Origin of the sequence: Brevibacillus sp. FSL K6-2834 (assembly GCF_038592925.1) — a bacterium.
Taxonomy (GTDB): Bacteria; Bacillota; Bacilli; order Brevibacillales; family Brevibacillaceae; genus Brevibacillus; species Brevibacillus borstelensis.
Map to the genome: position 1 here is coordinate 2321492 of NZ_CP151945.1, position 19953 is coordinate 2341444.

Here is a 19953-nt window from a genome sequence, read left to right on the forward strand (position 1 = left end):
GGAGGAGGGCGAGTATGGAGAGCATGCGCGGTGAGATTCGGGTAGCGGACCAAGTAGTGGCAGTCATTGCTGGAGTTGTAGCGGCTGACATTTCCGGTGTCTCGGTGCGCTCCGGTGGATTTTATCAAGATTTAGCCAAAAAGTTCGGCGGCAGCGGCAAAGGCATTTATGTCGTCGTCACAGATGGTGCTGTCACCATCGAGTTGCGGGTATCGATCAAGTATGGCATGCAGATTCACGAGGTATGCCGCCAGCTTCAGGAGAAAGTAAAGGAGACGGTGGAGTCCTTGACAGGTCTGTTTGTGGAGGCGGTAAACGTACATGTGGATGGAATTGAGATGTAGCAAAGAGGACCTGCAGAGACGGCAGGTCCTTTTCCATTCGTTTCGATCAGCGGTTTGCGTACAATTGCTTTTGCCCTTGTTCTGTCAGCTTTTGCCGACTCACTTCACGGGACACGCTCAGAAGGATCCCCGTGGATACCAGGGTCATTAGCAGGGAAGATCCGCCGTAGCTGATAAAGGGCAAGGTGACGCCAGTCAGAGGGATGAAGGACGTTACGCCACCGATGTTTACAAACGCCTGTATTCCGATCATGCTGACGATTCCGATTCCGACCAGGCTGGCGAAGGTATCATGCACTTTCAGACAGATGTGGATTCCCCGCAAGATGAACAGCAGGTACACGAGCAAGAACAGGCTTGTCCCGAAAAAGCCGAGCTCTTCGGAAATGATCGCAAAAATAAAATCTGTATGCGCTTCAGGCAAATACAAATATTTCTGTATGCTTTTGCCAAATCCGGTACCGGTCAGCCCTCCGTGGGCAATGGCAATGAGCGATTGCTTGATATGGTATCCCGTACCTAGAGGGTCGCTCCAAGGATCGAGAAAAGAAGTCAGCCGGTTCCAGGCGTGGTCCTTCTTCATGACATAAGCGAATACGGCAAGAGAAGTGACCGGAAACCCGATCATAAACAGATGGCCAATCCGCGCACCGCCGCAAATCATGACGACGATCGCCGTGCCGAGCAGGATCGCTGCCGATCCCATGTCAGGCTGTACCATGATCAGGATAAAAAATGCGCCGGTGACAACGAGCGGGGGCATAAGGCCTTTTTTCAAATCCCGGAAGCCATCGCCTTTTTTGGAGATAATCGCTGCCAAGTACAGAATCAGGCCCAATTTGGCAAACTCAGCCGGCTGCAAATTGACTGACCCGAAACTAAACCAGGACCGCGCCCCTTTCGCATCGTTACCAATACCTGGAATGATAACGAGCAGCAGCGACAGAAAACTGACAAAGACTATTAACAGAAAGTTCCGTTTGTAGAAAGAAAACGGTATGTTCATCGTTATCAGCATTCCGAATATGCCCAGAAGCAGCCACATCGCTTGCCTTTTCACGAAATACAGTTCGTCGCCGCCGCAAATTTTGCAGCCGTTGGATGTAAAGCTTGTCAGGGCATATATCGAGCTTGAGCTCAACACCATTGTGATGCCAAAACCTACCAAGAGAGCGGTTAACAACAGCAACAAAAAGTCGGGGACTCCCCGTGTTTTCATGAGAGAAACCTCCCCCTTGACGTGAAACAGAGAGGGGATGCCTCTCTGTTCTTAGGACGCAAATAGCTGGATGCAGTTGGATTAATAAGCAGAAAGCTTCTCGTTCAATACCTGCAGCTTGCGTTTTGCTGTCTGTACGACCGAATCCGGAATCGGGGAATCGTAATCCAATCCATGAGGGAACAAGTGTCTGCCCATGTAAGGGTCCTCGAGCTTCAAAACAGCGTGGCTGTCTTCCAGTTTTCCCTCGATTGCATTGGCTTCGATTCGCAGGTAGTAGTTGTTGCCTTTATCTTTCAGTTGATAATCGTATGTAGCGTGTTTGTAATCCCAAGCTCCGCGAACAAACCCCAGGTCACTCATGTAATGATCCAGATCGGCGAGCATGACTTCCTTGTTGCCGATTCCTGTGTCCTTGATAACCATTGATTTTCCTCCTACAAATGGTAAGTTATTCACTACCTTATATTAGTCTGTTTTCGGAAAGAGCGCAATGGATAAGTCGTGTCTCTGGCAGGATGCCACTTTTCCCAATTTATGGTATACTAGGTAACTACAATAGGTGAGCTCCACAAGGGTGGTCGGTTCATCCCCGTTTTGGAAAGGGGGTGATAGCATGACAGTATATGAAGCACTAAGTCTGATGGTAGCGTTCGGGACCTTAGTCTTAATGCTGTCAACCAGTAAAAAGAAGTAGACCTCCCTTGAGCCTGACAGCCGGGAGGTCGACACCGAGAAGTGAGAGCCGCCCCCCAAATGGGGAACAACTATTGTATCCATCGACCGTATGGGTGCTGGTCCACCCTGCGGTCTTTTTTTGAAAAGCTCTCGGTGTGCGATGCCTTCGCAGACACCACCCTACCATCTTACCACACCGCTTGGAGACTTTCCTAGTCGGAATTCGGGGCGGCTCGTCCAACACGCATGAAACCTTTTTTGCCCGGACAAACTACAATTGTTATCAGCAAAAAGGAGGAGAGAAAGATGGCAAAAGTGGAAAATCGGACGCTGCGTGAAATTATGACAAAAGATGTGGCAACAGTGACCCTTAAAGATAATGTCTATGAAGTGGCTTGCAAGATGCGTGACTGGAATGTCGGCGTCATCCCCGTTGTCGATGAGAAAGATGACGTGATCGGCGTGATTACAGACCGTGACATCGTAATTCGCGGCTTGGCGGAAAAACGCGAGGGCTCCGCTGCCGTTGAAAACGTAATGACCCGCGATATTATTATGGGTCAACCAGGAATGACTGTCGACGAGGCAGCCAAAATTATGGCCAAGCACCAAATCCGCCGTCTGCCTGTCGTAGAGAACGGAAAGCTGGTCGGCATCGTCGCGCTCGGAGATATGGCTGTCCGCCAAGTGCATCATGACGAAGCGTCCGAAGCCCTCTCCCAAATCTCCGAACCGCTCGGCAATGTGTGATTCCCAACAGATACACTGACGGAAATAAAGGGAAAAGAAAGAGGCTGTCACTGGCGGCAGCCTCTTTTTTTGGTGCGCCCAGCATGGGCGATAGCTATAGGGTGAAAGTCCCGAACGGGGGTTGGCTGTACCAACCGTTAGCTCAAGGCAAGGGTGTCGACCGCGAGGTCGAATCTGAAGGAAGCCGGCGGCAAAATCCCGACCTGAGGTACACGAACCCAATTTGAGGCTGTTGTATCCGGGCGAGTCTGCCAAACAAGACAAAGCCCCATACAGCCAAGGGATACAGTAGTAAACTTGGGCAGGTACATGGGATGAAAGTTATCGTTCTTACCTGGGGAGGTCTGCATGAAACGCCTTCAACTGTTGGTAACCGTCTCCGTAAGGAGACGCTGAACATGCAGAAGTCAGCAGAGGCCATAGTACCCGAGTAGAGGACGCTTGAATGGGGAAGGGCCGAACATCAAGTCAGCATGCGATCCATGTCTTTTGATACGGTACGTCGAAGCAGAATTCTGTCAAGGAACTACTTTTGAAGAGCAGGGGTGAAGCCCCGAGGGTACAAAAGAGGGCTGAGTATCGTACAGCAAGCACGGAGTCCGCATGTGCGAAGGAAGGAACATCATTATGGATTTGCTGGAAAAAGTCTTATCACGGGAAAACTTACGGATGGCACTCCAACGAGTGGAGGAAAACAAAGGTGTCGGTGGAGTCGATGGTGTTTCAACCGAACAACTACGCGATTATCTACGTGAACACTGGCAAGCCATCCGCGAGAAGATGGAAAGGGGAACCTATAGACCTTCACCTGTTCGCAGAGTCGAAATCCCGAAACCTGACGGTGGTGTAAGGTTATTAGGCATTCCCACCGTGGTAGACCGCTTTATTCAGCAGGCCATCCTCCAAGTGTTAACGCCGATCTTCGACCCCACCTTCTCGGAATCTAGCTATGGGTTCCGTCCAAAACGTAGCGCTCACATGGCAGTAAGGAAAGCGCAAGCGTATATCTCCGAAGGATATCGTTTCGTGGTGGACATCGATCTAGAGAAATTCTTTGATCGCGTAAATCATGATATTCTAATGAGCCGTGTGGCTCGAAAAGTTCAGGACAAGAGAATTTTAAGACTGATTCGTTCCTACTTGAATGCGGGGATCATGATAAATGGCGTCTGTACAACATCAAGTGAAGGAACACCGCAAGGTGGGCCGTTAAGCCCACTTTTGGCAAATATCCTACTTGATGATTTGGACAAGGAACTCGAAAAGAGAGGCCACCGTTTCTGCCGCTACGCAGACGATTGTAATATCTACGTGAAAACAAAACGGGCAGGGGAACGAGTAAAGAAGAGTATTCAAAACCACTTGGAGAAGGTACTAAGGCTAAAAGTAAATGAGGAGAAAAGCGCGATAGACCGACCATGGAAACGAAAATTCTTGGGCTTTAGTTTTACCTTTGCAAAACAGACAAGGATTCGCATCCACCCCAAATCCCTCCTCAAGCTAAAAGAGAAAATCCGCACGATCACGAATCCGGTGTGGAGCATCTCGATGGAGAAGCGGATTGAAAGAATAAATCAGTACCTCATGGGCTGGATTGGATATTTCGCCCTTGCAGACGCGAAGGGCATTCTACAATCCATTGAGGAATGGACAAGGCGCAGGCTCCGTCTTTGTTTGTGGATGCAGTGGAAACGCGTGAGAACCAGATATCGAGAACTTCGTTCTCTTGGCATATCTCACGTAAAAGCCATTGAAATTGCAAATACCCGCAAGGGTGCATGGCGTACCACAAAGTCTCCGCATATACACAAAGCCCTCGGCATTGCCTACTGGCAACAACAAGGGCTGAAAAGCTTAGTGCAACGATATTCTCAAATTCGTCAAGCTTGGTGAACCGCCGTATACCGAACGGTACGTACGGTGGTGTGAGAGGACGGGGGTTAGTCGCCCCCTCCTACTCGATTTCAGATAAGAACCCTTTACTCTTCCGTTGCGGAAAGGTTTACAATGAGAGGAGAAAGCATGAGAGGAAGAAGAACGTGCAGATCAAGGAAATGGCTGAACGCTTGCAAATCACAGCCCGGGCAATCCGTTTCTATGAGGAAAAAGGGCTGATTTCGCCAAAAAAGGCAGAGCATTCGGGCTACCGCTTATTTTCCGAAGAGGATGTATGGAGGCTTCAGACGATTATCACCTTGAGAGAAGTGGGCATGCCGATCGAAGACATTCGGGAACTGCTGAATCGGATTGACAAAGAAAAAGAGAGCTTGCTTCATTACTTGGAGATCCAACGTTCCTGCATGTATGACCAGTGGATCGAGCTTAGCAGAGTCATTCAAACGACCGAGCAGATGATTGGCCGTATCAAGCAACAAAAAGGAATCGATCCGGCAGCCTTGTTCGAATTGGCTGAGGGGAACAAACGGCTGCGCCAGATGAGAAACAACTGGGTGGATCGGTGGAATTTCAACCAGATTGCGGATTATTACGATATATCGGTAAACGAGAATAAACAGGGCTTTTACCCTTATGAAGACTATGAGCTTGTACTGCAGGAAGTCGTCCATGCAACTGCTCCCTGCCCGGATGAGGTTGGTTTGGACGCAGGAACAGGGACGGGCAACCTGGCAAAGCTGTTTCGGGAAAAAGGAGTACAAATGAGCGCGTTTGATCAAGCTCCCCAGATGCTCAAGCAGTGCCAAAAGAAAAACCCGGGCATGGAAACAAAGCTGGGCACTTTTTTTGCCTTTCCCTATTTTGGCGGCATGTTTGACTTCGTCGTTACCAGCTTTGCACTCCATCATTTGACTGATGATCAGAAGACGCTTGCTCTGGCTGAATGCAAGCGGGTATTGAAGCCAGGGGGGCGCCTGGTGATAGCCGACTCGATGTTTGCCGACGAGGAGCATAGAGCTTTGCACATTCGGGCGCTTCTTCAGGCCGGACGAAAGGAGGCCGTAGCAGAGATCGAGGATGAATACTACGCGGATCGCAGCAAGCTGGTGCAAAATTTGCAAGAGCTTGGTTTTAGGGTCCAGGCCCGGCAATTGACCACCTATGTCCATTTAATCGAAGCAAAGCTGATGTGAGTCGGCCTTCGCGACGCCATGCCAAGCTTCGCAATTGCAGGCCATCCTCTGCAACTTTTGGGCTCATCCCCGCTGACATCCGCCCTTTCTGCTGCATAGGCTGTAACGAGAAGGAAAGGGGGACCTCTGCTATGGGGTTGTTCGATAATTTTTTTGACCGGGATAATGATGAGCTTCTGTGGATCATCATCGTTGTAGTGGTACTGCTTTTCTTGTTTAACAGCGAACGCGACTGACAAAAAAGAATAGGTCTCGTTGCAGTTTGACGAGAAGAACAAAACGACCTTGGAGACAGGTCGTTTTTTGTTTGAAGATTTTTTGACATATGCACATATGTTCGCAATCTATGATTGACCACTCTTCGGGCTTCCGGTACGCTGGTAAGCAGCATCAGAGAAAAGGAGATGGCAAGATCATGAAACGTCTGAGCGCCTGGCTCGTTATCATGGCGTGCCTTTTGTACGCATGTGCAGCGCCAGAAGGGCCAAAGCCGAACGGCGAAATGACAACTACCGTAAAACGGGTAGTGGACGGCGATACTTTCGAAATCGCAACCGGGGAAAAGGTGCGCCTGATCGGGGTGGATACACCCGAAACGGTAAAGCCCAACCATCCCGTAGAGCCTTATGGAAAAGAAGCAAGCAACTTTACGAAAGAACTGCTTACAGGCCAAGAGGTGCGCCTTGTTTTTGACGTGGAGCCGCATGACCGATACAAACGGTTGCTCGCCTATGTCTATTTAATGGATGGCACGTTCGTCAATGAAAAATTGGTAAAAGAAGGCTATGCCAGAATTATGACGATCCCCCCGAATGTAGCCAAAGCGGACGTGTTTCTCGAAGCAGAGCGGGAAGCGCGGGAACACAATCGAGGGCTTTGGGGATTGGAACTGTCAAACGGAAAAGCGGAATCCAAAAACGGAAATGCAGCATCGAAAAACGGTGCCAATTCCTCCAAGGACAAGGCTTCTGAATCGAAAGATAAGGCTTCCGATTCCAATGAAAAGACTGGACAACCCAAAAACAGTGCCGGCGAAACGAACAACCAGAATACCGAACAAGCGGAAACACCCCCTGCAGGAAAGCTGATTAAAGGAAACATCAATTCCAAAGGGGATAAAATCTATCATGTGCCTGGGTCGCGAAATTACGACCAGACCAAGGCGGAAGTCTGGTTTGCAACAGAAGAGGAAGCGCAAGCAGCGGGCTATCGTGCGCCAAAGCGCTGACCATCAGGAATACGGCAACGCAGGTTAGGGAAAAATGGGGATGATTGTCTCTGAAAGGAGTGTCCCCATGAAAAAAGAAAAATCCATGCGTCTGGTTTATCGCCTGCTGCTCCTGATTGGTGTCGTCGCCGTGATCGAGTTTGCCCTCTACGGCACGCGAGATGCGGAGACGGGAGGAGTCAAACAAGCGGCGGAACAGCCCGAGAAGGCCCCTACGCTAGAGGTGACGCACAGTCTGCAGAAAAACGACCTCCACCTGAAGATGAAGGTGACAGGCTTCACGTATTCAATCGAGAATATGGGCAAGGAAAACCGGCCTGGCGAGGGCCATATTCACATCTATCTGGATGGGAAAAAAGTCGCCAAAGCGTTTGAAGACAATTATATCGTAAAAAATATTCCCAGCGGCTCGCATGACGTCGTCGTAGAGCTGGCGCATAACAATCACGAGTCCTACGGCATCAAGCAAGAGTTCCGGGTTGAGGTAAAGCCCTAGAGGAAGGCGCAAATAATCGGGCACAAAAGCAGAAAGCCGACATCCGGCACTGGCGCTGGATCGTCGGCTTTTCTATTCTCGTGATTCCTAAAAACTAGCGGAACAATACGGTTACTTGTGCTTGCTTGTCTGGGACAGAAACGACCAAGGTCGGATAGCTGATGACCTGCGTCGCCATGGAACCGGCAGCAGGCTTTTGCTCGCGGACATGGATGACATACCCGTGTGTCCCTTTGCGTTCCACCTTGTCAGCAACCAATCGGTACCCGCCTGTAGGACGTTTTCCGGCACCGATGACGACATACGTTTTTTGATCGGCGCGGACGACAGAGTGACCGCCGTTTTTCCGAACCGAACGAAGCGCATCCTGTACCGCTGGCGGATACGGGGCCGATACGCTTTGCAATTCATCTGCGCCTACCACAGCAGCTTGTGTTGGGGTAGGATGATCTATATGGAACGGTTGGCCTGTCAATGACAAAGATGCAGCCAAAAGTAAACTGTACCATGCGTGTAACACAGGCATCCCTCCTAGATGTAGTTTTATCAATTGAGCAAACGAGGTGAACGGCGTGCGCATCCTGCAGGGTGTCGAGTTTCTTTCACAAACAACCCAAGAGCATATGCTAGAAGAGCATGCCAAACGTTTCGGCATCAAGGACGGTCGGACATTGACTGACCTGTTGACCGATCCGCTCTTTATCGATACATACTGGAAACAAGCCGACGATAGCGAAAAAAAGGTAATCCGTCTTTTTGTCACTACTGCGGCAAGAGGATTTTTGCGTAAAAAAGACTGGGAAAAGATCGTTTTGCACCAGGGGCGAATACTGTCGGTCGGGTTAAATAAGCTTCGCCGACTCGGATTCATTCTCACCGTCCGAAAAATGTGGGGTGAGATCGGCTACATGATGCCGAAGGAAGTGAGAGAAAGGCTTACCCTTTGTCTCATCACCGAACGTCATTGTACGCCTGCTCCTGCAAAGACGCTCCCTTATTATATAACGGCAGGCAGGGGGATACATCTGGATCTTTTTGGCGTCCTCTCCTTTTTACGGGAAACGGATGTTCCTCTGACCGTGAAGGGCAGTATTCACCGGCGAATTCTCCAGAAAATGACGCCGCTGCTTACACTTTCCGATGAACATGTCGAGGGATGGGCAAGCTATTCGATCCCCGAATCAAAGGAAGGTGAAATGGCGCTTGCGGTCGTGATCGACTTGGCGATCCGGCTTGGATTGATTCGCGCCCGGGGAGGTCAGCTTGTCCTGGAGAAGCTAAGCGTTGCCAAGTGGCTGGAAAAAGGCCAGGAGGCAAGGTGGAACGAGCTTTTTCAACTGATTGCGGAGGAGTATTTGCCGCATGACAGCTGGTGGGATGGACTGCTTGTACTGATGATGGAGAGTAAATCCGACGAATGGCATAGTATAAATGATCAGATCAAGACATTAGCTGACACAGGCTTCCGCGTTCCGGATGATGCTGCCAGCTTGGCAGTAACCAGATGGCTCCACCTGCTGCTCGGTTTCGGTTGGCTGCATATGGGAACGACAGCCGAGGGAGAGGTGTACTGGCGTTGGAACAGCCTGCCTCGCCTGGCGATTGAGGAGCGCTGGTTTATCGATCCTGCAGGAGTCTTGACGATACCGCCGCTCGTTCCGCTGAAAGCTGTGTGGGAGGTCAGCAGGTTTTGCCCGCTGGTCTTCACCGGGGATTTGATTCAAGGCGAGCTGCAGGCAAAGCCGCTGCAGTCCTATCTGGCGGCTGGGGGAAAAGAAGAAGATGCCATGGACATCCTGCAGCAGTATTGCGCTCATCCACTGCCTGAATCGATCGGGCAGATGATCCGGCAGTGGGGAAGGGAGGCCCGTCAGATTCAGTTCGAACCGATGGTCAGGGTCCGTACTGCACATCCCGGGATTTTGGAGGAGCTGAAGACCCTTGAACAGTTTCGTCCTTTCCTCGGATTCCCAATTTCCTCGACCGATTTTCTGATCGCACCGGAGCAGGAAAAGGAAGTAACCGCGCTGTTGCGAAAATACGGATACACTCCGTATATGCCCAAAAAATCTACAGAAGATCAGGCTGCTCGCAGTCATGCCGCGGAAGGGGGGCCTGACGGGCTATTCACGATCCCCCGCCCTTGGGATGGGTTTGCTGTTGAAAATACCTTCCCGGATAGCCTGGAGGGCATGCATCAGCTTTCTTCGTTGCCGAAGATGTGGACCCAGCATTTTCAATCATACCACCCGCAGACGATGCGCACGCTGCTGCAGCGGGCATCCGAGCTGGGATTGGAGATCGAAGCGGAGATGCAGGACAAAAAGGTAAGGGCGGGAATTCCGCGCCAAGTATCGATTGAAATGGGTTATTGGTATGTTTTTCTGGAAGTGGGAAACAAAAAACAAAGATGCCGTCTGGACGACATTCATCGGGTGCGCATTGTACTGCCCGAATATCTGTACTAGCCCGCTTGCTTCGTGGTACAATAAGAGGCGACTTACGTATAAACAAAGGAGGTCTCGATGATGGAAGCGTTGAAAACAGTGGATATGACTGAGCTCATTATCCATTCGCATGAGCTGTCGACGATGATCAACCAGTCCCGCGAGGTCTCAGAATATATCCTTGCCAAACAGGCCATGGAGGCAGACGAGGAAGCGCAAAGGCTGCTCGCCCTGTTTGAGCGGAAAAAAGACCAGTACGAGGATGTGCAGCGGTTCGGGAAATATCATCCCGATTACGATCAAATATCGAAAGAAATCCGGCAGTTGAAGCGTTCGATCGAAATGCTGGATTCTGTCCAGGCATTCAAACGAGCAGAGGACAGCCTTGACCAGCTTTTGTACGAGGTCAGCCGAACCATCGCGGATTCCGTGTCGAGCTCGATTAAAGTGCCCAGCAATAATCCGTTTCTGGAAGCGAAGAGCAGCGGTTGCGGCGGCGGCGGAAGCTGCGGCTGCAGCATCAAGAAACATTCATGACCATTTAGAGCGCAAGAGGTAGCAATCGTCACACAAATTTCCGCAGCAAAATTTCTTGTCCTCGGGAATGAGAAAACGAAATCGGAAGACCCGCTCCATACCCGCCGTCCGGACATACGTACATTCTGGGTGTATGATTGTCCCGGATGCAATTCGCTCCCCCGCCTCCGTCAAATAATCGCCAAGCTGCGGAGGAGGGAGCGGACTGGTTACATACAAAAAGCGGTTGCCGGCGTATTCGCGAAAGTAGGCATGAAGGACGACACCCTCATCTCGAAGCAAGCAAACAAGTTGAGCATAAAGCTGATCGATAAGCATGTGATGATCTACCTCCGTTTTCATGGAGCCGATACATCCTATTCTACCTTGCAAGGAAAGGAGCACGACGACCGTTATGAGAGAAAGACGTCTGGGAGTTGCGGTATGGGTAAAAAACCCGCGTGCTGCCAAGAATTTACGCAAATTTGGAACCATTCATTACATCTCCAAGCGGTTAAATTACGTCTCGATGTATGTGGATGCCGACCAAATCGACGACATCATCCGCACGATGGAACGGCTTCATTTTGTGACGAAGATCGAGCGTTCCCATCGTCACGAGATTCCGATTGAATACAACAATGCCAAGCCAGACAAGGCGAAGGAATACGATTATAAGCAAGAGAAGCATCAGTTGATGGCCCTGGCCGATACCCTTCTGGGGGAAGACAGTTTGCAGCCGGCAGGAGCCTCGACAGAATCAGTGCACTAAGCTGCCACATTTCGGCAGCTTTTTTGCTTTTGCTGGACCCCCGTACGTGATATGCTAAACAATAGATACAACCCTGTAATGATGCGAATGTTTGCGCTTTCATTGGCATCAAATAGAGAGAAAAGGGAAGGGCGGGTGCGTGATGATACGTTTGGATATTAACTGCGACCTGGCAGAAGGATACGGTCGGGGACGCCAAGCTGAAGATTTGGGGATCATGAAGTGGATAACGTCCGTGAACATTGCATGCGGACTTCATGCCGGAGATCCTCATATTATTGCCAGGACCGTAGAGGCGGCGATTCGGAACGGAGTCAAGATCGGTGCCCATCCAGGCTATCCGGATGTTCAGGGCTTTGGCCGCCGTTCGATGAATCTGTCTGTACGAGAAGTATACGAGCTGGTTCTGTATCAAGTGTCTGCTCTCGACGGAGTCAGCCGCGCGCTTGGCGGGGAGCTTCACCACGTAAAACTTCACGGGGCGCTCTACAACGAAGCGGCGGAAAGCCCGGAGCTGGCCGAGGCGGTGGCTCGTGCTGTTTCTGATATTAATGAAGAACTGATTTTGTACGCCTTGTCGGGAAGTGCTCTGGTCGAAGCTGGTCTGGAATACGGCCTCCAGGTGGCAGAAGAAGTATTTGCTGATCGAGCGTATTTGCCAAATGGACGACTGGCGCCGCGTGAATTGGAAGGCAGTGTGCTGATCAGCAAAGAAGAGCAGATGGAGCAGACCAGGCAACTGGTTCTGAATCAAAAGGTGCAGACGGTCGATGGAACGAGCATCGCATTGGCCGCGGATACGCTGTGTGTGCACTGCGAGAGTCCGGACGTGCTCCAATTTTTGATCGAACTGCATCGTTGGGCTAAACAAAACGATGTGAAGCTGGAAGCGATCACCCCACGCTAACATAAAGAAGCTCAGAATTGGAAAAAGCAAAGCCATGCCTGCTCTGTGCCGTCTTAGGACGGCTGGGGCTGGCATGGCTTTTTTAATCGAGGCTCCAGTGGCCGTCTCTATTGGTCAGGATGAGATCACCCAGCCGTTCCGCTTCGTCCCGGTCGTGGGTCACCAAAAGAAAGGGGATGCGCCACTTCTCGTGAATGCGCAGCAATTCAGCCTGACACTGGCGTCTCGTATCCGCGTCCAGGGCTGATAGCGGCTCATCCAACAACAAAATATCGGGCTTGGTCGCGAGCGCTCTGACCAAGGCCACTCTTTGCTTCTGTCCGCCCGACAATTGATGGGGATATTTTTGCAGGAGATGGTCAATCCCTACCGACTGCAGCAGCTCCTCTACTTGCCCCTGAGCATCCCGCTGCATGCCGTAGCGGATATTTTTTTCCACCGTCATATGCGGAAAGAGGGCGTAATCCTGAAACAGGTAGCCGACATTCCGCTTCTGTACAGGCAGCTTGATGTTGTCTTTGTGATCGAAAAAAAGACGGTCAGCCAGCCGGATCGTTCCATACTCGGGGTGAGCAAGCCCGGCTATGCAATTCAGGATCGTTGTTTTTCCCGAGCCCGACGGTCCGAACAAGACGAGAATCTCATCCTTTACCGCAAACCGGGCGGACAACTGAAATTCCGGCAGACTTTTTTGAAAGTCGACTTGCAGCATGTTCCATCCCTCTCTCCTCACTTCGTGTTGGCAAAACGGCGCATGCTTCGGCGGCTCCACCAATTCAGCCAGACGGTTGTCCCCATACCAAGCGCGACGATGACGATCACCCAGAACATGGCCTTGTCCATCTGTCCGGCTTCAACCGCAAAGTAAATCGCTACCGGGATCGTGTCTGTTTTTCCCGGGATGTAGCCGGCCAGCATCAGCGTCGCTCCGAATTCACCCAAGCCTCTGGCAAAAGAAAGGACAAGCCCCGCCAGCAGACCGGGCCAGGCGAGGGGGAAGGAGATGGTCCAAAAGACGCGCCATTCCGAGGAGCCCATCGTCCGTGCTGCATCCTCAAACCGGCGATCAATTCCTGTAAAGGCAGCCTGGGCACTCTGATACATCAACGGAAACGAAACGACAATAGATGCGATCACAGCTCCGGTGAGGGTAAACACAATCTGTATCCCGAACATGTCGTAGAGCAGCTGGCCGAGAAAGCCGTTTTTTCCAAAAGCGAGCAAGAGTCCAAAACCGACAACGGTCGGCGGGAGGACGATCGGCAGCAAAATGAGCGATTCCAGAAAATGTTTTCCCCAGAACTCCTTTTGCGTCAGAAGCCGTGCCATCAACAAACCAACAACAAACACAACAGAAGTGGAGATGGCGGCCACTTTTAGGGAGAGAAGCAAGGGTGTCAGATTGGAATCCACGTACCGTCCATCTCCTTTAGCTGAATCCGCATGATCTATTATTGAAACCCGTATTTCTGCAAAATCTCTTTTCCTTTTTCACTGCTCAGGTAAGCGATGAATGCTTTGGCAAGATCAGCATGCTCCGTAGAGGAAGTGATTGCACCCGGGTAGACAATCGGCTTGTGCCATTCCTCATTTGCTTTGGCCGCAACCTTGACTTTTTCCGAGATGGCGGCGTCGCTGGCATACACGATACCGGCTTCGGCGTTCCCCGACTCGACGAAGGTCAGCACCTGGCGGACGTCGCTTCCGAATACGAGCCGGTCTGCAAGAGGCTCCCAGAGCTTCAGATGCTCCAGCGCTTCCTTTGCATAGCGTCCGGCTGGTACGCTATCCGGCTGTCCGACTGCCAGATGTTTGATCTCGTCCTTGGTCAGGTCCTCGAAGGAGCCCACAGAAAGCGTACTTTCTTTTCCAACCACGAGAACCAACGCATTTTTGGCGAAATCGGTGCGGCTGTCTTTCTGTATCAATTGTTTCTCTTCCAGCTTGTCCATGTCCTTCTTGCTGGCGGAAAGAAAGACATCGGTCGGGGCTCCTTGTTCGATCTGGGTAGCCAGCTTGCCAGAGCTGCCCAGCACGTATGTAAGGGTTACACCGGGATGCTCCTGCTCAAACAGCGGCTTGATCTCGTTTAAGGCGTCCGTCAAGCTAGCGGCTGCAGAGACCATCAACTCGATTTGGAGCGGTTTTTCTGCCGGCTGGGAAGCGGTATCCGGCTGTTGACTTTGCGGCTGAGCGGTCTGTGTCGAACAGCCGGCCGCCATAAGCAAGAGAATAGCAAATAGCAGAGTCGAGAGATATTTCCTAAATTGCGGGTACATAAAAGAACCTCCAATTCATATTTGGTTATAATTAAATATAACTAGTTATAACTAGATTATATGGAATTGAACTGGATAATCAATTGCGAATTTCAAAAAGTTAAAGGAAAATAGAAAGAACGACGATAGGAATAAGAGGGAGTTCGAGCGATGAAATACGGGAGGCAAGCATGACTCACGATAATTCATATACGACAGAAGAAATAGCCAAGCTGCTGCGGATATCCAAATTGACCGTCTATGATTTGATCAAAAAAGGAGAGCTTCCGGCCTACCGGGTAGGCAGACAAATGCGCGTGGACGCGTCTGATCTGGAAGCCTACAAGCAACGGGCCAAAGGGGAATACCGGAGTGTACATCCATACCCGCACCAGTCGGCAAGCACTCCGGCAGGCACGACCTCCCACGTTCCGACTCAGCACGGGCAGGCGACACGTTCTGTCATTATCAGCGGGCAGGACGTCAGTCTGGACATGCTGGCCAATCATTTGGAAAGGAATGGAGACAGCATTAGGCCGCTCCGCTCCTACGTGGGAAGCATCAACAGCTTGTGGGCCATGTACAGAGGAGAGGCGGACATCGTCAGCACCCACCTGTTCGATGGAGACACGGGAGAATACAACATCCCGTATGTACGGAGAATGCTGATCGGTCACAGGTACCTCGTTATCAATTTGCTTTCGCGCTGGGCCGGTTTTTACGTCCAGCCAGGCAACCCGAAAAAGCTGTCTGTCTGGGAGGATTTCCGCCGAGCCGGGGTTCGCATGGTCAATCGGGAGAAGGGCTCGGGGATTCGGACCTTGATCGAAGAACAATTCCGTCTCCACGGCATCGCCGGTCATGAGGTAGCAGGGTATGAACGGGAGGAAGGGAATCATCTTGCTGTTGCCGGGGCTGTCGCAAGGGGAGAAGCGGACATTGGCGTTGGCATTGAAAAAGCCGGGCAGCTCGTCGGGGTCGATTTTTTGCCTGTCATTCAGGAACGATATGATCTGGTCATGCTAAAGACAGATGAAAACAAAGCGCTGATTCGACAGGTGCGTGAAACCCTGCTCTCCGAAGAATTTCAAAATGAATTGGCTGCGATTGGAGGCTATGATCTGGCTTCCACCGGAAAGATTATGTACGAGACTTGGTGAGAAGCGGGCGCGCTAGCTGGAATCGATTGTCTACGATTTCTGCACAGTTCTGCAAATTTCTACTCAGTTGAATTGTTATTTGATACAATAGCAGGATAAAAATAGACGCTTGTCGCTCAAAAGTTGGGGGCTGGCATGAAACCTTTGCATAAAACAAGCTTGTTGATTTGTTTAGCCATATTGATCCCGTTTGCCTCGGCAGCAGTGGTTCTCAATTGGCAGACGATTGCCACCTGGATCTCCGCTCTGGAAAAACCGGAGGTAAGGCCGGAGACCGGTGTAGACCCGTTTTCCTATGATCCTCCGATTCCGTCACTCGTGAAGGATTTGAAGCCTCATTACCGGATACGAGCCGAGCTTCATACATCGGAAGCGAAAATCAAGGGGACCGTTACTCTTGATTTTGACAACCCGGGAACGAAGGATCTCCGATTATTCATCTACGATTATAAGTGGAGCCCGATGTCGATAACCTCGATTCGATACAAGGACAAGTCCTTGCCATTTAACAGGCGCCAGGCGGTTGTCCAATTCGCAAATCCGCTGGGGCAGGAGAAGAGAGGCACGCTCACCATCCAGTTTGAAAACTCTGTTCCGCGCCGCGGTACAAGATTTGGGGTAAAGGACGACATTTGGACGCTGACCACCTGGTATCCGATGCTGGGTGCTCAGAATCAAAGCGGGCAGTGGTACGAGCCTCCGCAGCGTATCGACTTCGGAGATCCGTTTGTCTATCATTACGGCGATTACGACATTTCATTCATATCTCCGCAAGGCTACAAGTGGGTAAGCACGGTCGGGATCGGCGAATCCAAGCCGCTGGAAGGAAACAGGCAGGAAGTGCATTACAACGGGAAAAAGCTGCTTAACTTTGCCTTGGTAGGCAGCCCGCTGTACCAGATCGAGACAGTCACGTTTGCGCCGAATCTCACCGTCGATATTGCCTCGATCGACAAACGCAACATCGCTCGGATCAAGAATATCGCGGAAACGGTCATTCCGACCTATACGGAATGGTACGGTCCGCTGCCGTACCAGCGCGTCTCGATCGCCGAGACGAGTACGGGAACGACCTACGCCATGGAATACGCCAACATGGCAATCTTTAAAAGGGACCTGCAAAGAAACAGCTTGATCGAGCACTGGCTGCCCCATGAGATTGCCCATCTCTGGTGGTACAACAGTGTAGCAACATTGGAGGCCCGCTACGGCTGGCTTGACGAAGGACTCGTCGAACGCAGTGTTGTCCACTATCAGCAGGCGCGGTACGGCGATTCGCAAGCGGAATCCTTGCTTGCTGATTACAGAAAAGACGTCGAGAGGCTCTCGCAGCGCTTTCCATACGGCAAGCTGGGGAAAGAGCTTCATCAATTTACGACTCAGGACGAATTTCATTGGACCTGGTATTCCAGAGGAGCGCTCCTGTATGAAAACCTTCGTCAGCAAGTGGGGGATGACGCGTACAAACGCTTCTTGCAGCGGGTACAGCGCTCCTATCACGGCAGCGTGATCGGTCCTGAGCATCTGGATCAGGCTTTGGGACAGGTTCTGCAAGGGGAAGCCCGCTATTTCGTTCCCAATATTGAAAAGCACAACAACGAGCCGTTTGCGCCCGTAACCTTGGTTCCTTATGTGACCACGGTCGTAAATGGCGTGAGCTTCTACCCGCAGGTCCCTTCGCGCATAACGGACCAAACTGCGTACTTGCCGCTCCGCGATGTTGCCGAAGAGCTCGGTTACAAAGTCAACTGGTCGGAGGAAAAGGCAGCGATTGAAGTAAAGGGGTACGGACGAACCATCTGGATCAAGGAAAAAAGTACATACGCCGAGCTGGACGGAAGAAAAGTGGAGTTCGGGAAACGGATGATCGAAATCGAAGGACGAACATTGGCGCCGCTTGCCTTTTTTGATCAGGTACTGGGCAGCGAAGCCGAATTGGACGAAAAGTCCAGGACGGTAAAATTGCGGTTTCCATCCGGAAAAACAGGTGGAGGGAGGTAGGCCATGCGAAACAATCTGATTCTTGTCGGTTTTATGGGGACGGGCAAGACGACTGTAGGAGCCGCTCTGTCGGAGGAGCTGGGCATGATTCATCGGGATCTGGACGAGGGGATTGTAGAGCGCGCGGGTTGTACGATTCCGCAGCTCTTTGAACAAAAGGGAGAGGCATTTTTTCGCGACATGGAGGCGGCTGTGCTCGCCGATCTCCTGAAGCAGCATGGTTTGGTGCTGACGACCGGAGGAGGGGCCGTTCTGCGGGCGGAAAATGTGCAGCGAATGCTCGAGGGAGGGCTGGTCGTCGCCCTGTCCGCGACAGAAGAAGAGCTGGTGCGGAGACTGGAGCGGGATCAAAACCGACCGCTTTTGGCCGGGGGAGTAGCACAGCGGGTAAAAGCATTGCTTGAGCAGCGCAAGGACTCATACACATTCGCACCGGTTCAGATCGATACGACTGGAAAAGAGGTAGCTGAGATTGTAGCTGAAATCCGCCTGGCGATGGTTGAAAAGGGTCTCATCGGGAAAGACTAGGGAAAGGAAGCGCTCTTCTGTTAGTACGGGGCGATCCGCGCGTACGAAGGAGGCACGTGCGATGTCGTTTCAAGAATACCTGAAATTTTTGACCCGCCTGTTTGTCCAGTACGTGGAAACGCCGAAAACGGAGCGGAAGATGAAAAAGGCTCCGCGCGAGTCTTGGTCTGCCCGCTGGTTTGGGGCGATTCCGATGTCCATCAAGCTTCTGTGGCGCAAGTAACCATCCAAACGGAGGTAGCAAAATGGCGAGAGTTGCTGTGGAAGGTTCCCTTACCCAAATTTCCAAGATGCTTCGTGACAATGGGTATCAGGTCGTCGAACTGGGTAACTGGCAAAATACAGTGGATGCCGTCGTCATTACAGGTCAGGATGTCAATGTGCTGAATGACCAGAGCAAGACGATTACTGGCGCCCCTGTGATCAATGCGTCGGGCATGACCCCGCAGGAAGTATTTCATGCGGTACACGTCAGATTGTCTCCTACCGAACATCACTGATGATCGGGGCGGGTCTGCGATTTTTCCAAACAGGCCTCCTCGGGAAAAATGTTGAAAGCTCTCTGCGAATGATTCGACAGAGAGCTTTTTCGTTTGCAGACATTTACTTTTGAATATGAAATTTTCCCACCTTGCTCGCATAGGCGTATGGGAGAAAACGCAATCCCTCGTCCCAGACGCCGATGTACGGTTTTTGCCCATTCCACACATGCAAAGACCCGACAGAGAAAGGGGAGAGCACCTCGGAGTGGTACAAGCTGACTGCCAACGTAATGTCCTTCGCGTTCTTTTGCCACAAATCTTCCCATGTTACGGTCTTGCCGGGAGTGGGAGCATAGACAAGGGGAGTAAACCAGCTGATATTGTCAAACGGATTCACTGCTTCAGCGTGAATGACACGGGTAGCCACGAGTTTCTGTCCAGGAGCAGCCAAATCCTGCTCCTGCAAGCTTTGAATGACGGATTCCTCAGTACGAGTCGTGCTTAGATACCGCTCACCCGTCTTGGCATCGACAACTTGCTTTTCTTTTGGCAGCGAGACCAGCCAGTGCGAGGCAAAGCCGTCGTACACCGGCTCGGCGGCAACTTCACGCGGGGCAAATGTATCGTCGAATAAAATGTACTCGCCTAGCCCGTACTCGAGCAGGACGAACGTTGGATTGCCTTCCGTCGAAGGAACTTCTCCCACGACCATGTACCCCACCTGCTTGCTGCCTTGCGTCAAGCTGACCAGCCACTGATGTTGATTGGCACCGAGCGTTTGGACGTCGATGCGGGCATTCCTCCAGTCGGCAAACTGGGGATCTTGTCCGACTATGCTATTTTTCCATTCTCCGATTTGTGTTTGAAAACGTTGATCCCATTGCCCTTCTTCCGCCAAGACGGTTGTCTGTCCGGGCAAGCAAAGGGCCAGTGCGACAAGCAATGCGCACAGAGAGCGGGAAACGGAGGTTTTTCCAGTCACAGTCAAGCACCACCTTTGTGGAAAGGCTTTCTATGGTACCTATTGTAACCAGAATGGGAGAAAAGATTTGTTGGTTATTGTCTCTTGCCGTTCGTA

General features: G+C 51.4%; 24 protein-coding genes. 16 read left to right on the forward strand and 8 right to left on the reverse strand.

All coding sequences use genetic code 11. The annotated features are described in order from the left end of the window. Nucleotides 1-14 precede the first annotated feature (14 nt). Complete coding sequence (locus NST96_RS11450; RefSeq protein ID WP_003387328.1) at nucleotides 15-344, forward strand: Asp23/Gls24 family envelope stress response protein; 330 nt, start codon at nucleotides 15-17, stop codon at nucleotides 342-344. 46 nt (nucleotides 345-390) lie between these two features. Here the strand turns inward: NST96_RS11450 and ftsW are convergent, their stop codons facing one another. Both ftsW and NST96_RS11460 read right to left on the reverse strand, forming a co-directional pair. After that, the gene (gene ftsW, locus NST96_RS11455; protein WP_003387327.1) at nucleotides 391-1563 is read right to left on the reverse strand and encodes a putative lipid II flippase FtsW; all 1173 of its coding nucleotides are present in this window, start codon (nucleotides 1561-1563) and stop codon (nucleotides 391-393) included. An 81-nt stretch (nucleotides 1564-1644) separates the two neighbouring features. Further along, nucleotides 1645-1989, reverse strand: a complete 345-nt coding sequence (locus tag NST96_RS11460) for a YugN family protein (protein ID WP_003387325.1) — start codon at nucleotides 1987-1989, stop codon at nucleotides 1645-1647. Nucleotides 1990-2179: 190 nt separating this feature from the next. On the opposite strand from NST96_RS11460, the gene NST96_RS11465 reads away from it, so the two are divergent. The 6 genes from NST96_RS11465 to NST96_RS11490 all read left to right on the forward strand — a co-directional run bounded on the left by NST96_RS11465 (nucleotide 2180) and on the right by NST96_RS11490 (nucleotide 7804). After that, nucleotides 2180-2260, forward strand: coding sequence for a putative holin-like toxin (locus NST96_RS11465; protein WP_221175483.1), 81 nt, complete (start codon nucleotides 2180-2182; stop codon nucleotides 2258-2260). A gap of 287 nt (nucleotides 2261-2547) precedes the next feature. Beyond that, on the forward strand, nucleotides 2548-2991 hold the full coding sequence (locus tag NST96_RS11470; RefSeq protein WP_003387324.1) for a CBS domain-containing protein: 444 nt from the start codon (nucleotides 2548-2550) through the stop codon (nucleotides 2989-2991). A gap of 627 nt (nucleotides 2992-3618) precedes the next feature. After that, nucleotides 3619-4884 (forward strand): group II intron reverse transcriptase/maturase, encoded by a 1266-nt coding sequence (gene ltrA, locus NST96_RS11475; protein ID WP_024985202.1) that lies wholly within the window; start codon nucleotides 3619-3621, stop codon nucleotides 4882-4884. A gap of 146 nt (nucleotides 4885-5030) precedes the next feature. After that, the gene (locus NST96_RS11480; RefSeq protein WP_031931789.1) at nucleotides 5031-6080 is read left to right on the forward strand and encodes a MerR family transcriptional regulator; all 1050 of its coding nucleotides are present in this window, start codon (nucleotides 5031-5033) and stop codon (nucleotides 6078-6080) included. A 415-nt stretch (nucleotides 6081-6495) separates the two neighbouring features. Continuing rightward, on the forward strand, nucleotides 6496-7308 hold the full coding sequence (locus NST96_RS11485) for a thermonuclease family protein (protein WP_003387322.1): 813 nt from the start codon (nucleotides 6496-6498) through the stop codon (nucleotides 7306-7308). A gap of 67 nt (nucleotides 7309-7375) precedes the next feature. Then, the gene (locus NST96_RS11490; protein WP_003387321.1) at nucleotides 7376-7804 is read left to right on the forward strand and encodes a hypothetical protein; all 429 of its coding nucleotides are present in this window, start codon (nucleotides 7376-7378) and stop codon (nucleotides 7802-7804) included. Nucleotides 7805-7898: 94 nt separating this feature from the next. On the opposite strand, the gene NST96_RS11495 is transcribed toward NST96_RS11490, so the two are convergent. After that, entirely contained in the window at nucleotides 7899-8324 is a 426-nt protein-coding gene (locus tag NST96_RS11495; RefSeq protein ID WP_003387320.1) for a protease complex subunit PrcB family protein, read from the reverse strand. Between the two features lie 52 nt (nucleotides 8325-8376). Here NST96_RS11495 and NST96_RS11500 point away from each other — a divergent pair, with 52 nt between their 5' ends. After that, complete coding sequence (locus NST96_RS11500; protein WP_243014061.1) at nucleotides 8377-10272, forward strand: helicase-associated domain-containing protein; 1896 nt, start codon at nucleotides 8377-8379, stop codon at nucleotides 10270-10272. Nucleotides 10273-10332: 60 nt separating this feature from the next. Continuing rightward, entirely contained in the window at nucleotides 10333-10788 is a 456-nt protein-coding gene (locus NST96_RS11505) for a YlbF family regulator (protein WP_003387318.1), read from the forward strand. Here the strand turns inward: NST96_RS11505 and NST96_RS11510 are convergent. Then, nucleotides 10783-11130 (reverse strand): hypothetical protein, encoded by a 348-nt coding sequence (locus tag NST96_RS11510; protein WP_003387317.1) that lies wholly within the window; start codon nucleotides 11128-11130, stop codon nucleotides 10783-10785. The genes NST96_RS11505 and NST96_RS11510 overlap by 6 nt on opposite strands. Before the next feature lie 52 nt (nucleotides 11131-11182). Here NST96_RS11510 and NST96_RS11515 point away from each other — a divergent pair, with 52 nt between their 5' ends. Both NST96_RS11515 and NST96_RS11520 read left to right on the forward strand, forming a co-directional pair. Further along, nucleotides 11183-11539, forward strand: coding sequence for a DUF2129 domain-containing protein (locus NST96_RS11515; protein ID WP_003387315.1), 357 nt, complete (start codon nucleotides 11183-11185; stop codon nucleotides 11537-11539). A gap of 142 nt (nucleotides 11540-11681) precedes the next feature. Further along, a complete protein-coding gene (locus tag NST96_RS11520) occupies nucleotides 11682-12446 on the forward strand; it encodes a 5-oxoprolinase subunit PxpA (protein WP_024984885.1) in 765 nt (254 codons plus the stop codon). An 82-nt stretch (nucleotides 12447-12528) separates the two neighbouring features. Here the strand turns inward: NST96_RS11520 and NST96_RS11525 are convergent, their stop codons facing one another. The 3 genes from NST96_RS11525 to modA are packed head-to-tail and all read right to left on the reverse strand — an operon-like array spanning nucleotide 12529 to nucleotide 14725. Beyond that, complete coding sequence (locus NST96_RS11525; protein ID WP_003387313.1) at nucleotides 12529-13158, reverse strand: ATP-binding cassette domain-containing protein; 630 nt, start codon at nucleotides 13156-13158, stop codon at nucleotides 12529-12531. 17 nt (nucleotides 13159-13175) lie between these two features. Further along, a complete protein-coding gene (modB, locus tag NST96_RS11530) occupies nucleotides 13176-13859 on the reverse strand; it encodes a molybdate ABC transporter permease subunit (protein ID WP_003387312.1) in 684 nt (227 codons plus the stop codon). 38 nt (nucleotides 13860-13897) lie between these two features. Further along, nucleotides 13898-14725, reverse strand: a complete 828-nt coding sequence (modA, locus tag NST96_RS11535) for a molybdate ABC transporter substrate-binding protein (RefSeq protein ID WP_243014062.1) — start codon at nucleotides 14723-14725, stop codon at nucleotides 13898-13900. A 170-nt stretch (nucleotides 14726-14895) separates the two neighbouring features. Here modA and NST96_RS11540 point away from each other — a divergent pair, with 170 nt between their 5' ends. The 5 genes from NST96_RS11540 (at nucleotide 14896) to NST96_RS11560 (ending at nucleotide 18893) form a co-directional block, all read left to right on the forward strand. Further along, nucleotides 14896-15864, forward strand: coding sequence for a helix-turn-helix transcriptional regulator (locus tag NST96_RS11540; RefSeq protein ID WP_003387310.1), 969 nt, complete (start codon nucleotides 14896-14898; stop codon nucleotides 15862-15864). A 135-nt stretch (nucleotides 15865-15999) separates the two neighbouring features. Next, nucleotides 16000-17865: a stalk domain-containing protein gene (locus NST96_RS11545; protein WP_003387309.1), complete on the forward strand. Its 1866-nt coding sequence runs from the start codon at nucleotides 16000-16002 to the stop codon at nucleotides 17863-17865. Between the two features lie 3 nt (nucleotides 17866-17868). Further along, entirely contained in the window at nucleotides 17869-18393 is a 525-nt protein-coding gene (locus tag NST96_RS11550) for a shikimate kinase (RefSeq protein WP_003387308.1), read from the forward strand. A gap of 61 nt (nucleotides 18394-18454) precedes the next feature. Further along, a complete protein-coding gene (locus NST96_RS11555) occupies nucleotides 18455-18616 on the forward strand; it encodes a YqzE family protein (RefSeq protein WP_003387307.1) in 162 nt (53 codons plus the stop codon). 22 nt (nucleotides 18617-18638) lie between these two features. Beyond that, a complete protein-coding gene (locus NST96_RS11560; RefSeq protein ID WP_003387306.1) occupies nucleotides 18639-18893 on the forward strand; it encodes a YkuS family protein in 255 nt (84 codons plus the stop codon). A 103-nt stretch (nucleotides 18894-18996) separates the two neighbouring features. Here the strand turns inward: NST96_RS11560 and NST96_RS11565 are convergent, their stop codons facing one another. Then, the gene (locus NST96_RS11565) at nucleotides 18997-19857 is read right to left on the reverse strand and encodes a hypothetical protein (RefSeq protein ID WP_003387305.1); all 861 of its coding nucleotides are present in this window, start codon (nucleotides 19855-19857) and stop codon (nucleotides 18997-18999) included. Nucleotides 19858-19953: the final 96 nt, after the last annotated feature.